At 55.2% G+C, this 14,193-nt stretch carries 12 protein-coding genes; 9 read left to right on the forward strand and 3 right to left on the reverse strand.

What is annotated here, in order from left to right:
• Positions 1–415 precede the first annotated feature (415 nt).
• The 5 genes from IR141_RS00430 to IR141_RS00450 all read left to right on the forward strand — a co-directional run bounded on the left by IR141_RS00430 (position 416) and on the right by IR141_RS00450 (position 6,136).
• Positions 416–1,762 (forward strand): sugar porter family MFS transporter, encoded by a 1,347-nt coding sequence (locus tag IR141_RS00430; protein WP_135033706.1) that lies wholly within the window; start codon positions 416–418, stop codon positions 1,760–1,762.
• Positions 1,762–2,643: a carbohydrate kinase gene (locus tag IR141_RS00435; RefSeq protein WP_135033761.1), complete on the forward strand. Its 882-nt coding sequence runs from the start codon at positions 1,762–1,764 to the stop codon at positions 2,641–2,643. The genes IR141_RS00430 and IR141_RS00435 overlap by 1 nt, the downstream gene beginning before the upstream one ends.
• Before the next feature lie 268 nt (positions 2,644–2,911).
• Positions 2,912–3,289, forward strand: coding sequence for a hypothetical protein (locus tag IR141_RS00440; protein WP_135033708.1), 378 nt, complete (start codon positions 2,912–2,914; stop codon positions 3,287–3,289).
• Complete coding sequence (locus tag IR141_RS00445) at positions 3,252–4,229, forward strand: tRNA-dihydrouridine synthase (protein ID WP_135033710.1); 978 nt, start codon at positions 3,252–3,254, stop codon at positions 4,227–4,229. Before IR141_RS00440 ends, IR141_RS00445 begins: the two co-directional genes overlap by 38 nt.
• Positions 4,230–4,612: 383 nt before the next feature.
• Positions 4,613–6,136 (forward strand): acetyl-CoA hydrolase/transferase family protein, encoded by a 1,524-nt coding sequence (locus IR141_RS00450; protein WP_135033712.1) that lies wholly within the window; start codon positions 4,613–4,615, stop codon positions 6,134–6,136.
• A 193-nt stretch (positions 6,137–6,329) separates the two neighbouring features.
• Here the strand turns inward: IR141_RS00450 and IR141_RS00455 are convergent, their stop codons facing one another.
• A complete protein-coding gene (locus IR141_RS00455; RefSeq protein ID WP_135033714.1) occupies positions 6,330–7,379 on the reverse strand; it encodes an NAD(P)-dependent alcohol dehydrogenase in 1,050 nt (349 codons plus the stop codon).
• A gap of 273 nt (positions 7,380–7,652) precedes the next feature.
• Between IR141_RS00455 and IR141_RS00460 the strand changes: the two genes are divergently transcribed.
• The 4 genes from IR141_RS00460 to dld all read left to right on the forward strand — a co-directional run bounded on the left by IR141_RS00460 (position 7,653) and on the right by dld (position 10,605).
• Positions 7,653–7,964 (forward strand): YqjD family protein, encoded by a 312-nt coding sequence (locus tag IR141_RS00460; protein WP_135033715.1) that lies wholly within the window; start codon positions 7,653–7,655, stop codon positions 7,962–7,964.
• Positions 7,965–8,069: 105 nt separating this feature from the next.
• Complete coding sequence (locus IR141_RS00465; RefSeq protein WP_135033716.1) at positions 8,070–8,480, forward strand: phage holin family protein; 411 nt, start codon at positions 8,070–8,072, stop codon at positions 8,478–8,480.
• Positions 8,464–8,739, forward strand: a complete 276-nt coding sequence (locus IR141_RS00470) for a hypothetical protein (RefSeq protein WP_135033717.1) — start codon at positions 8,464–8,466, stop codon at positions 8,737–8,739. The genes IR141_RS00465 and IR141_RS00470 overlap by 17 nt, the downstream gene beginning before the upstream one ends.
• Before the next feature lie 174 nt (positions 8,740–8,913).
• The gene (dld, locus tag IR141_RS00475; protein WP_135033718.1) at positions 8,914–10,605 is read left to right on the forward strand and encodes a D-lactate dehydrogenase; all 1,692 of its coding nucleotides are present in this window, start codon (positions 8,914–8,916) and stop codon (positions 10,603–10,605) included.
• Between the two features lie 200 nt (positions 10,606–10,805).
• On the opposite strand, the gene IR141_RS00480 is transcribed toward dld, so the two are convergent.
• Positions 10,806–11,018: a hypothetical protein gene (locus tag IR141_RS00480; protein ID WP_135033719.1), complete on the reverse strand. Its 213-nt coding sequence runs from the start codon at positions 11,016–11,018 to the stop codon at positions 10,806–10,808.
• A 79-nt stretch (positions 11,019–11,097) separates the two neighbouring features.
• Entirely contained in the window at positions 11,098–13,659 is a 2,562-nt protein-coding gene (gene glnD, locus IR141_RS00485; protein ID WP_135033720.1) for a [protein-PII] uridylyltransferase, read from the reverse strand.
• Between the last annotated feature and the right edge of the window lie 534 nt (positions 13,660–14,193).

Raw genomic sequence — 14,193 nt, forward strand, 5'->3', positions numbered from 1 at the left:
TGATATAGCTCACTCATTTTGTAAGTTAATTACATTTCGCCTGCCGCCATACTTTGGCGCGGCAAATGTTTGCACCATATTGCAAAACAAAGCCTTAATGCGCAGCCTTATTGTGTTATGACGGTTTTTTGCAGAGCTTTGCCGTGAATCAAACTTCAAGCACAAGTTCTCTTTGCGCGCTTGTCCGCCACAGAATTTTAAAACATAATAGCCGCAGTGTTTTTTGTGTTTTATTACATCAAGCATAATAATATTACACACAGGCCCGTGCCGAACCACTTACCGGAAAAACAGAAGTTTAACAAGGCGTTGCCGCCCCTTATCCGGCTCGGAAACGCTTTCATTGGCTGCCGGCTCCTTCAGGCAGCTTTTGTCAGAGGCAATTCTTTTAATTTTCAAAAGAAAAGGACGCTTTATGAGCCAATCCAAACTTCTTTTTTGGTCGGTTACGGTGGCGCTGGCAGGTTTTCTGTTCGGTTTCGACACCGTTGTGATTTCGGGTGCCGAAAAATCCCTTTCCGAAATGTGGGGGCATTACACCTTGTTCGGCAGTGCTTCCCTCTTTCACGGCAATGTGGTGATGGCCTCCGCCCTGTGGGGCACGGTAATCGGGGCTCTGTTCGGCGGCTGGCCCAGCAATGCGCTGGGTCGGAAAAAAACCTTGATTATTATCGGCATACTCTACACCGTATCCGCAATCGGCTCGGCATTGGTTTCCGACCCGTGGTCATTTGCCTTCTTCCGCTTTATCGGCGGTTTGGGTGTCGGTGCCTCCACCATCGCCGCCCCCGCCTATGTGTCTGAAATTGCTCCTGCCGACAAACGCGGCCGCTTGGTGGCCATGTATCAATTCAACATTGTATTCGGCATTTTATCGGCATTTTTATCCAACTATGCCTTTGCCAAGATGGGGCTGGGCGACACGGCATGGCGCTGGATGGTCGGCATCGAAGCCCTGCCGGCTCTGATTTACACCTTAATGGTCTGTACCGTTCCGATGTCGCCGCGCTGGCTGATGATGAAGGGCCGCTTCAGCGAAGCCCGCGAAGTGCTGCAAAAAATCGACCCCGGGCGTGATATCGACAGTGTGATCGAAGCGGGCAGGGAAGATGCCGCACACGGCAGCGAAAGCATTTGGCAGTCTAAATACCGCTTTATCGTTCTGCTGGCTTTTCTGATTGCCTTTTTCAACCAATTTTCAGGCATTAACGCTTTTCTGTATTACGCGCCGCGCATCTTTGAAATTGCGGGTTTGGGGAAAAATGCCGCCCTGCTCAACAGCGTGGGCGTAGGCTTGGTTAATTTGGTATTCACCTTGACCGGCTTGGTGTTGATCGACAAACTCGGCCGCCGCACTTTAATGTATATCTGCTCTTTCGGCTATATTATTTCGCTCGGGTTGATTTCTTTGGCATTTTCGCAAAATTGGAGCGGGCAGATTGTTCCTTTGTTGTTTTTTCTGTTTATTGCCGCCCATGCTGTCGGCCAAGGTGCCGTGATTTGGGTGTTTATTTCGGAAATCTTTCCCAACCACCTGCGCGCGCAAGGCCAGTCGCTCGGCAGCTCTACCCACTGGGTGCTGGCGGCAGCCATTCCGGCCATGATTCCGTTTTTATTCGGCACCATCGGTGCCGGCGCCGTATTTATGATTTTCACCGGCATGATGGTATTGCAGCTTTTGTTCGTTATCTTTCTGATGCCCGAAACAAAAGGCGTGCCGCTGGAGGAATTGTCTAAATCGTTAATCAAGGAAGATTCATGATGAAAGTAACCAGTTTCGGCGAAGTATTGTGGGACGACTTTCCCGGCGGGAAAGTACTCGGCGGCGCGCCGCTTAATGTCTTGGTCCGCCTGTGCTCGCTCGGTGCCGACACCGCCATGATCAGCAGCCGGGGCGATGATGCAGACGGCGAAGAGCTTTTGCGCCAGATTGAAAGCAAAAACGTGAATACCGATTTGCTGCAAGTGTGCAAAGACCAAGCCACCAGCCTGGTGAAAGTGCATCTTGATGCCTGCGGCAGTGCATCTTACGAAATCGTTTATCCCTGCGCATGGGACAGAATCCAAGTGGAAGAAGCCGCCCTGCAGCGCGTGGCAGAGTCGGATGCTTTCATCTATGGAAGTCTTTCTACCCGCGATGAAGTTTCCCGCAACACGCTCGCACGATTGGCAGAAAAAGCCAAATTCAAAATTTTCGATGTCAATCTGCGCCCACCGCACTACGACACCGGCCGTCTGCTCGAAATGATGAAAAAAGCCGACCTGATCAAACTCAACGATGACGAATTATACGAATTGTCGAAAACCTACGGTTCCAAACACAATTCCATCGAGCAAAACATCCTGTTTCTCGCCAAACTGAGCGGCACGCCCCGTATTTGCGTTACCCTCGGCAGCCACGGTGCGATTTATTTTGAAAACGGCGAATTTTTCCGGCATTGCGGCTACCGCGTGAAAGTGGCCGACACAGTAGGCTCCGGCGACAGCTTCCTGGCCGGCCTCACCTACAAACTGCTCGACAACGCCCCGCCGCAGGAAGCCGTTTCGTTCGCCTGCGCGCTGGGCGCGCTGGTGGCATCGTATCACGGTGCCACGCCGGAAATCAGCCTGGAAGAAATCGAGAATTTTATGAACCCCGTGTGAAACGTTTTCTCTCTGTAACATAACGGCCGGACACCCTGTCGTGTTCGGCCGTTATGTTACGGTTTCGGCAAAATTCAACAGACCGGGAGCTTTGCAGGCATGCCCTTAATGCCGTCTGAAATGCTTAAGTTCCGTTATTATTAGCTTCGCAAGTCCGCTGCGCTCCTCCTTCCGCAGGCGGAATCCAGCCTTAAAACCATCAATTATTTTATTTCAATAGTTTATGTAAAAAATGACCGGATTCCCGCCTGCACAGGAATGACGATGGTTGAATATTTCAGACGGCCTGAATGAGTTTTGCAAAGGCCTCAGGCCGTCTGAAAACACTCATCGTGAATCCGTCCAAACAAACTCAAGGCAGCGGAACGGAAAATGCGGCAAGTCAGGGCCGCCGCCTTTATGTTCAAACCCGCTGCAGGTTTTTCCGCATGGCGGTAAAACAACACAGAATGAAACAAGGCCGCCAAGCCAAAACGAGCAAACACAACAACAGTTTTGTTGCCGCATCCGCAGTTGCGCAAGCATTGTCTTTAAAGCCCGCACCCGGCAATGCTGTATTATCCCGGGCCGTTTACTATACAATGCATTTTTTCAGACGGCCAATCTCTATGCAGCTGATTCTCGCGCCCATGCAGGGCTTGATTGATGACGTGATGCGCGACCTATTAACCCGCATCGGCGGTTTCGATGAATGCGTGAGCGAATTTGTGCGCATCACACACACCGTCCACTCCCGACCCACCTGGCTGAAATACGCCCCCGAAATGGCCAACCGCAATCTCACGCCCGCCGGCGTGCCCTGCACCGTGCAGCTTTTAGGCAGCGATGCCGCCAATATGGCGGTAAATGCCTTAGAAGCCGTGCGTTTCGGCGCCGGCAAAATCGACCTCAATTTCGGCTGCCCCGCCCCCACCGTCAACAAACACAAAGGCGGCGCGGTGCTGCTGAAAGAGCCCGAACTGATTTACCACATCGTGTGCACCCTGCGCGAGCGCCTGCCTGCACATATCCCGCTCACTGCCAAAATGCGTTTGGGTTTCGAAGACAAAACCCGCACCATCGAATGCGCACAGGCCATTGCCGAAGGCGGTGCCTGCGGCCTCACCGTACACGCCCGCACCAAAACAGAAGGCTACGAACCGCCCGCGCATTGGGAATGGATAAGAAAAATCCGCAACAGCGTCAGCGTGCCCGTTACCGCCAACGGCGATGTGTTTACCCTGCAAGACTATCTCGACATTACCACCGTGAGCGGCTGCACAAGCGTTATGCTCGGCCGCGGCGCAGTGATGCGCCCTGATTTGGCGCGGCAGATTAAGCAATACGGGCAAAACGGCAGCGCACAGGAAGCAGATTTCACCGAAATCGCCGGCTGGATTCGGCTGTTTTTCGATTTGTGCACCGCCAAAGCAGCCGGCAGCAAATATCCCGTTGCCCGTCTGAAACAATGGCTGGGCATGATGAAACACGTTTACCCCCAAGCCGGAGAGTGGTTTTCGCGCATCCGCACATTGAAAGAAACCGCCGAGGTCAAACAGGCATTGGAAACACTCGGGCGCGGGAGCCGGCCCCCGGCCTGCGGATAGACGCGTTTCATCTCGGCAAGGCAGGGCTGTCGGGTGAAAATCTGCCAGGCAGGGCAGGGGTAAGGGCAGGGTTAAACGAAAGGCCGTCTGAAAACTTTCAGACGGCCTGGTAACGGAAATGAAGGGTGTCCGCTGTCTCCCGGCATTTTTGCGCAATCTCCCCCGCCGGCATTTTATGATTTCATTTCAATGGGTTTTCAGCCTCTTTCGGCCGGCGGCTGAAGCCTTCTTTACACAGTAAAACCTTTGCTATATATTGCTCAATGAGCCGGCTACGCCGCACTACATGGCTGCCGTTTTTTCAAGCGCCATATTATTGAATGTTTAACGGAACCGCTCCGGATAACCGGGAAAGCGGTTTCCATTTCCAAGAGGAGATGCCCATGACTGCCCATGCAGCAGAACGCGTACAACACGAAGGCCTGCGCGCCAAAATCATGCCGGCCGAGCAAGCCGCTGAATTTATACACAACGGCATGACCGTTGCCGTCAGTGGTTTTACCGGTGCCGGCTACCCCAAAGCATTGCCCACCGCCATCGCAGAGCGTGCCAAAGCCGCCCATGCCCGCAGCGAAGCGTTTGCCATCAGTATGATTACCGGGGCTTCCACCGCTCCCGAGTGCGATGGGGTGTTGGCTGCGGCAAACTGCGTGAGCTTCCGCAACCCGTTCCAATCCGACCCCGGCATCCGCAACAGCATCAACGCCGGCAACACCGCCTATCAAGATATGCACTTATCGCATGTGGAACAGCAGATGCGCCAGGGTTTTTATGGGGATTTCGATGTTGCCGTGATTGAGGCAGCGGGCATTTCTGCCGATGGGAAAATCATTCCCGCCATGGGCATCGGCCATATGAATGAGGCGGTCAAAGCGGCCAAGAAAGTGATTGTGGAGGTGAATGCCGCCCAAAATGCCAAGCTCGAGGGTATGCACGATATTGCATACGACATCGGCGTGCCGCCGCACCGCAAACCCATTCCGATTACCGGCCCGTTCGACCGCATCGGCTCGCCTTATTTGGAATGCGATACCGATAAAATCGTTGCCGTAGTGCTCACCGAGAGCGGCGACCGCAACAGCAAATTCGCCGATCCAGATGAAAACTCCAAACGTATCGCTGCGCAAATCATCGATTTCTTCTCGCATGAAGTCAAAGCCGGCCGCCTGCCGAAAAACCTGCTGCCGCTGCAATCCGGCGTAGGCAATGTGGCCAATGCCGTATTGGCCGGTCTCTTGGATGCCCCGTTTGATGATCTGACCGGTTATACCGAAGTGCTGCAGGACGGTATGCTCGATTTGATTATCGCCGGCAAAATGAAATCGGCTTCCGCCACAGCCCTCTCGTTCAGCCCCGATGCGCTGCAACGCTTTAACGACAACATCGAATTTCTGCGCGACAAAATCATTTTGCGCCCGATGGAATACACCAACAACCCCGAAGTTATCCGCCGCTTGGGCATCATCGGCATGAACGCCATGATTGAAGCCGATATTTACGGCAACGTGAACTCCACCCATGTGATGGGCACCAAAATGATGAACGGCATAGGCGGCTCGGGCGATTTCACCCGCAATGCCTTCTTCTCGTTTTTTGTGTCGCCCTCGGTGGCCAAAGACGGTGCGATTTCCTGCATCGTGCCGATGGTTTCCCACCACGACCACACCGAGCACGATGTGATGTTTATCGTAACCGAGCAAGGCATGGCCGATCTGCGCGGCAAATCACCGCGCCGGCGCGCGAAGCTGATTATCAACAACTGCGCCCATCCCGAATATCGTGACCAATTAAACGATTATTTCGACCGCGCCGAAAAAGCCGGCGGCCTGCACACACCGCATTTGCTGTTGGAAGCCCTCTCATGGCACCAGCGTTTCGTTGAAACCGGCGATATGCGCGTCAAATAACCGTATTGGTATCCGCCAACCCCTTGCAGCTTTTGCAAGGGGTTTTTATTCGGCTTGACTTTGCCGATTTAACCGGAGCTTGATAGCCAATCAGTTTAAAAAAGCACTTTCAGGCGGCCTGAAAATGTTTTTGCAAAGATTCAGGCCGTCTGAAAAACATTCAGACGGCCTTTCGATTAAACCAAAGCAAAACTTACAACGTGGCCATATCGATTACAAAACGGTATTTCACATCGCTTTTCAGCATACGCTCGTAGGCTTCGTTAATATCTTTCATATCAATCACTTCAATATCGGAGACAATGTTATGCTCGCCGCAGAAGTCGAGCAGCTCCTGCGTTTCTTTCAGACCGCCAATCAGCGAACCGGCCACGTTGCGGCGTTTGAAAAGCATCGGAATGGTGGAAAGCGCGGGGGTGATGTCGCCCACCAGGCCGACAAACACCAATGTGCCATCGAGTTTCAGCGTTGGCATATAGGGGTTGACATCGTGTTCGTAAGGCACGGTGTCGATAATCAAATCAAACTGGTTGGCGGCAGCCTGCATTTGTGCGTTGTCGGTGGACAAAATCACCTTGTCGGCGCCCAAACGGTAGGCATCATCGGCCTTGCCGGGGCTGCGGGAAAACAGGCTCACTTCCGCACCCAAAGCGTGCGCGAGTTTGATGGCCATATGCCCCAAACCGCCGAGGCCGACCACCGCCACTTTGCTGCCTTTGCCCACTTTCCAACGGCGCAGCGGCGACCATGTGGTAATGCCGGCGCATAAAATCGGCGGCACGGCTTTGGTGTCGAGGTTTTCGGGCACTTTAAGCACGAAAGCATCACTCACGGTGATGCTTTTCGAGTAACCGCCGTAGGTGCGCAGGCCGTCGTGTTTGTCGGTGGAGTCGTAAGTGGCGACAAAACCGTTGTCGCAATATTGCTCCAAATGGTTGCGGCACGGTTCGCATTCGCGACAGCTGTCGACCAAACAGCCTACACCCACCAAATCACCCACTTTGAATTTATCCACTCCGCTGCCCACGGCGGTTACGCGGCCGACGATTTCGTGGCCGGGAACCACGGGATAAGTGGTAAAGCCCCAGTCGTTGCGGGCGGTGTGCAAATCGCTGTGGCACACACCGGTGTAAAGAATATCGATCACCACATCGTCCGGGCGCGGATCGCGGCGTTCGAAGCTGAAAGGCTCTAGCGGGGTGTCGTGCGAATGGGCTGCATAGCCTTGTACGGTTTGAGTCATGATTCATCTCCTGTTGAGGTTGGGAAGCTGTTTTATCTTTTCTTTAAAGTAAAATGAAAAAGTTTTCAGACGGCTTGTCCGATACTACTATACACCTTTTAAACTATACACCTTTTAAACAGCGGGATAAACCGCGCACGGCGGAATGGGCGGAAAGCCCATTTTTTTAAAGCAGCCGGCAATTTCGCTATATACTGTTGAATATATGTATTTCAGCCTTATATGGGATTACGCTGTAACCCTTTTTTAACCGAAAACCTGCAAGGAGGCTTTATGAAACACGATTTTGAGCAGCAAAAAGAAGCATTGATGAAAGAAATCCGCTCCGTACTCAATGATGTAGAAGAGTTATACCAAGAGGGCGTGGAAAGCGGCAGCGAAGAAGCCAAAGCCCTGAAAGCCAAACTGCAAGACAAATTGAGCGCGGCCAAAACCAAGCTGTATGATTTTGAAGAGCAGGCCGCCCGCAAAGTGAAGCATACTGCCAAACAAGCCGATGAGCTGGTACAGGAAAAACCCTATTATGCGATGGGTTTTGCCGCCTTGGCCGGCTTGGTGGTGGGCGTATTGCTCAACCGCCGCTAACACAGCAGCCGAGGCCGTCTGAAACCTTTTCAGACGGCCTTTTTGTGTTATTCTCCATTCACCGGCAGGCATTGCGGCCGGCCTGCAACCACCAAAGAGACAGCCATGAACTTGAAACAACGCATCGACCATTTCCAAGTATTGCTGAACCGGGGCGTAGATTTATTTCTGCTGCGCCTGCGTATGCTGCAACTGGATGTGGGCGGCCAAGCTGCCGTAATTGTGAGGATTTTTGCCGCCGTGGTGCTGATGGGCGCATTGTTTGCGTTCGGCATGATCAGCCTGCTGTTGGGGTTGAACCACGTTTTGAGCAACGAAGCCAAAATCTGGGTGTTTTTCGGCTTGTCTGTCTGCAGCCTGTTGGCAATTGCAGTTTTGGCCGCATGGTCGCTTTCATCGTGGAAAAACAAAAACACACAAGTGGCCGCCACATTGCGCGAGATGCAGCAGGATATTGCCTGTCTGCGCGGCATGGTGCAGAACAAGGAAGGAAAAAGCGATGGCCTCCAAAAATGAAGAGCGTAAACTGTTAGCAATGCAGGCCGAGCTGGCGCGCTTGAAAATCACCGCCGCACGTTTGAAAATGCAGCGGGCGCGGGAACGGAAAAACATGATCGACACCGGGTTCAATACGGTTCTCAGTCTGGCCGACAATGCGCCCCCGCAAAGCCTGCTTTGGAAAAGCCTGCTGCTGCCCTTAAGCTGGAAACACCGCATCTTCGCCGCCGCCGGTTTGCTGCTGTGGCAGGTTTGGCGGCAGGATGGCAAACGCTGAGGCACAACATTTATTGAAATATTGAAAACAGGCCGTCTGAAAGCCCGCAACCGGTTTTCAGACGGCCTTTCGGCTGTTTCAACGCATTCAACGAAAGGTTTCAAAACCCTATTTGACCCAACCCCAAAAAAACTGCAAACTTGCCATTTTCAATCCCCCGGAAAGCCCGCCGCCATGACTGCCACACAACTACTGCAAACCTTAACCGACATTGTCGGCACGCCCCACATTATCACCGATCCCGCCCAAACCGAACCCTACCGCCAAGGCTACCGCTTCGGCGAAGGCCGCGCGCTGGCCGTGGTGCGGCCGGGCACGCTGCTGGAACAGTGGAAAGTTCTGCAAGCCTGCGTGGCGGCTGACGTTATTGTGCTCACGCAGGCCGCCAATACCGGCCTCACCGGCGGATCCACGCCGGACGGCAACGGTTACGACCGCGACATCGTGATTGTTAACACCCTGCGCATGAACATCATCCGCCCCATCAACAACAACGAACAAGTCGTCTGCCTGCCCGGTGCCACGCTCAACCAGCTCGAGCTGCTGCTTAAGCCCTTAGGGCGCGAGCCGCACTCGGTTATCGGCTCATCGTGTATCGGCGCATCGGTGCTCGGCGGTGTGTGCAACAACTCCGGCGGCGCGCTGGTGCAGCGCGGGCCGGCCTACACCGAAATGGCGCTGTTTGCCCAATTAGACGAAAACGGCGAACTGCATCTTATCAACCATTTGGGCATCGATTTGGGCAGCACGCCCGAAGAAATCCTCACCAACCTGCAAGGCCATCATTATCAGCAGAAAGACATCACGCCCGATGCCGGCAAAGGCCACGACCATGCCTACTGCAACCATGTGCGCCAGATTGACGAACCCAGTGCCGCCCGCTTCAATGCCGACCCGGCGCGCCACTACGAAGCCTCGGGCTGCGCGGGCAAACTGATGGTGTTTGCCGTGCGCCTGGACACCTTTCCTCTCGAAAAACACACCGCCGTGTTCTATATCGGCACCAACCGCACCGAAGAGCTTACCGCCATCCGCCGCGCCGTGCTGGCCGAATTCGAAAACCTGCCCGTTTCCGGCGAGTATATCCACCGCGATGCTTTCGATATAGCGGCGGTATACGGCAAAGACACCTTTTGGACAATCAAAAAATTCGGCACCCACCGCCTGCCGCAACTGTTTGCCTTCAAAGCCAAAATCGACCGCTTCGGCAAAAAGATCGGCATTCTGCCCACCCATTTCAGCGACAAAGCCCTGCAGTTTGCCGGCAAATATCTGCCCGAACACCTGCCGCAATCCCTGCGCGACTACCGCAACCGCTTCGAACACCATCTGATTCTGAAAATGGGCGGCGCAGGCGTGGAAGAAGCGCGCGCCTTTCTGAAAGACTATTTCAACGGAAAATCAGGCGCTTATTTCGAGTGCAGCCCCGAAGAAACCCAAGCCGCCATGCTGCACCGCTTTGCCGTTGCTTCCGCCGCCGTGCGCTACCGCGCCGTACACAGCAAAGAAGTGGAAGACATCGTTGCCCTCGATATCGCCCTGCGCCGCAACGATAACGATTGGTTTGAGCAACTCCCGCCTGAAATCGACAATAAAATCAGCCACAAACTCTATTACGGCCACTTTATGTGCCACGTGTTCCACCAAGACTACATCGTGAAAAAAGGCCACGACTGCCAGGCATTGGAACACGAAATGCTGCGCCTGCTCGACCAACGCGGCGCACAATACCCCGCCGAACACAATGTCGGCCACCTATACGAAGCCCAACCCGCGCTCAAGCAGTTTTACCGCAAACTCGACCCCACCAACAGTTTCAATCCCGGCATCGGCAAAACTTCCAAGAAAAAGCATTGGGCCGATTAACGGCACAGGCCGTCTGAAAACTTGGGGAGCCGGTTGATAAAACTGAAACCGTTTATTTGCCGGTTACCGTGGATTTGCTTTATTTTCGGCGGGGCAGCAACCGCAGGCAGTATAAAGAGCATGGGGCCCGCGGTTCGGCGGCAAGGCCGTTCGTTTTGAGCCGAGCGCACCGTGCCGCAACAGAAATGAAGCGGATTCGTTCAGGCCGTCTGAAAACTTTCAGACGGCCTGAACGGTTTTTCCGAAGCCCGGTCTTTCCGTGATGTGGGTTTGCCTTGTTTTTTGCGCAGGGCGGCAAACCGCAGGCGGCGCAAAGATTGCGGAGCCGGTTCCGTTGCTGCCGATGCGGCGGCAACACCGTTTTGTTTGGGCCGGGCGCAACCCCTGCCGTAACGGAAACGGGGCGCATTCATTCAGGCCGTCTGAAAGGTTTCAGACGGCCTGAACAGATTTTGTCTAACCCCGGCAAAAACAGCCCTTCGGCTCCCACATTCAGGCCGATAACTGCGCCAGCAGTGCCTGCTTCAAGGCAAGCTGTTTTTTCGGGTTTTCCAGATGCGGGCTGAACAGCACAAAGCTGTCTTCCACGCGCTCATCGAGGGTGGCGATTTTGGCGTAGCGCAGGCTGATTTCCTGATCGGAGAGCACTTCGGCAATATCGGCCAGCAGATAAGGGCGGTTTGCGGCCACGATTTCGAGCGTGTACCAGCCCGGGGAATCCTGCTCGGCGCTCAGGTGCACGCCCGGGGCGATGGGCAGGTGGCGGCTGCGGCGGCTGCGGATGCCGCAGGCGGTGTGTCCGGCGGTGGTGTCGCAGCCGTGGATGAAGTTGTTGATTTCGGCTTCGAGCGCACTCTGCACGTTGGGATAATCGGCGGCGGCGCGCCCGGGCGGCAGCTGCACGATAAAGGTGTCGAGAATATAGCCGTGCTCGGTTACAAAAGCGCGGGCGGCGAGAATATCGAAACTGTGGCGGCTGAAGATGCGGCACAAGCGGGCAAACAGGCGCGGTTGATTGGGCATAAACACCATCACTTCCAACGTGCCGCTGTCGGGCAGAATGCGGCTGCGCACCTGCGGGGCTTCGGTTTGGTGGACGAGATTGGCGGTGTGCCAGAGGATTTCGCGCAGTTCGTGGCGCACGAAATAGGCCGGGCCGAGCGCCTGCCAGAGTTGGCGCTGCTGCTTTTCGGGCGTGCCGGCGCGGGTGAGCTGGTCGGCCGCACCCTGCCGGCGGCGGCCCACAACCATAGTGCGGCTGCCGCTTTCGCCGGCCAGGCGGCGGGCGGCGGCGTGAAACAGGTTTTCCAGCAGGCCGGCGCGCCAACTGTTCCACAGTTTCGGGTTGGTGCCGCGTATGTCGGCAACGGTCAGCAGGTAAAGCGCAGTTAACCGCTCTTGTGTTTCCACGCGCTCGCAGAAGCTGTCGATAACATCGGGGTCTTGAATGTCTTCTTTCTGCGCCACTGCCGACATCAGCAGATGGTTTTCTACCAGCCAGGCCAAAAGGCTGCTTTCTTCTTTGCTGAGAAAATGGTCGGCAGCGAAGCGGCGGGCATCGGCAACGCCTTCTATCGAATGGTCGCCGCCGCGCCCTTTGGCAATGTCGTGAAACAGGGCGGCCAGATAGAGAATATGTTGTTTTTCGAATGCGTGCATCAGCGCCGAGGCAAACGGCAGCTCGTGGCTGCGCGAATCCATCGCCAGGCGGCGCATATTGTGCAGCACGGTTAAGATGTGGTCGTCAACAGGGTAGATGTGGAACAGGTCGTGTTGGAGCAGGCCGACGATTTTTCCCCACGCCGGCAGATAGCGTTCGAGCGCGCCGTAGAGATTGAGAAAGCGCATCACATGGGTGAGCCCTTCGCCGTGCTTGAAAAAACCGGCGAAGCGGCGGCGGTTTTCAGGGTTGCCGTAAAATGCGCGGTTGATTTTGCGCGAAGCCGCCCACCAGTTGCGCAGGGTTTTCGGGGCGAGTGTGAGAATGTCTTTGCGTGTCTGCAGAATCCCGATTGCTTTCCACAGATGCTCGGGGCGGCGGGTAAACAGTTTTTTGTCGTACACCGCCAGTTGGTTGCCCACTTGGTAATAGTCGTCGTCGATGCGGCAGACGATGCGGCCGGCCTGCGAATACACGCGCCCGCGCAGCATCGGCAGCAATATCCCGTTGAGCTGCATCACCGTTTTGCCGGCGCGGTAAAACACACGCATCAGCTTTTCGCTTTTGATACGGTGCTCGTCATCGTGCCAGCCCATGTTTTCGGCCACCTGGGTTTGCAGGTCGAAAATCAGCCTGTCTTCACTGCGGCCTGCCGCCAGATGCAGATCGATGCGGATGGCAGCCAGTTTTTTATGGCTGTTGAGCAGCATAACGGCTTCGGGGCGGGTGACCACACCCTGCGAAATCAGCGTGGTTAAAGGCATAGCCAAGCCCTGCACCCGCGCCAGCCACAGCATGGTGTGGATGTCGCGCAGGCCGCCGGGGCAGGTTTTGATGTTGGGCTCGAGCAGCGCGCCCGAACCTTGCGATTTGGCGTGCCGCTGCTGCATTTCCAGCATTTTGGCTTCGATAAAGGCAGAAGTGTCGCGCTGCAAGTCTAGTTGCTGCAAAAGCTGCTTGGCCAAATCATGGTTGCCAAACAGAAAACGCGCCTCAAGAAAAGCGGTATCGCCGGTGATGTCTTCGCATACACTTTCGCACAATTCTTCCACGCTGCCGCTTTTCACGGCAGGTGCCAGCTGCATATCCCACAACGCCTGCACAAAGATTGCGGCTTTTTCCTGCTGTTTTTCTGTGAGTGGTTCGGGCGACACAAGCGCCAAATCCACATCTGAATAAGGATACATTTCGCCGCGCCCGAAACCGCCGGTGGCCAGCAGGCACATCGTGTTATCGGAGAAAAGTGCCGTCCACAACACCGCCAGCGCGCGCTCGACAGCCTGGGTGTGGCGTTCGAAAAACACCGGCACCTGCCGCCGGGCGCAGTAGGCTTCAACGGCCTGCCGTTTTTCAGATTGAAGCTTGTGCAGGGCTGATTGGATCAGGGTTTGCATAATATTTTCCGCCGGCCGCCCGAAAGATTTTTCAGACGGCCTCAAACAGTATTTCAATCAATTTCAGTTAAAAAGCGGCTTTCGCCGAATGCTTTTGCGGCAGGCCGCCAACGTTTTGGCAGAGCCCGGCCCGACAAACCCGCAGGGGCGGTTTACCGGACACGGCGCATGCCGCTGTCGGCTCCCGCCCGACAGGTTGGCGTATCGACCCGACCGTAGGGATTATCCGCCAGAATCGCGGCTGAAGAAAGCCGGCAGCCGGTATCAAACATCAACCGGCCGCCCTGCAAGCCGCACACACGGGCAGGCCGTCTGAAAGATCGGGGTGTCAAGATCGGGGTGTCGGTTTGGGAAAACCCGTTTGCCTGCGATGTTTGCACAGCAGCGCGGTTTCTGCTTATCTCTGTTTTTTTCGGCAGGCACGCCGCCGCAAACTGCACGAGCGGGCAGCAATCAAGCGCCGGCCTGTCCGTGGGGACTGGAAAACAGGTTCGGTTGAAAGGTGGAACCGCAGGCGCTGTTGCGTGTGTTTTC

The sequence above is a fragment of the Neisseria sp. 19428wB4_WF04 genome (genome assembly GCF_015235335.1).
Lineage (GTDB): Bacteria > Pseudomonadota > Gammaproteobacteria > Burkholderiales > Neisseriaceae > Neisseria > Neisseria musculi.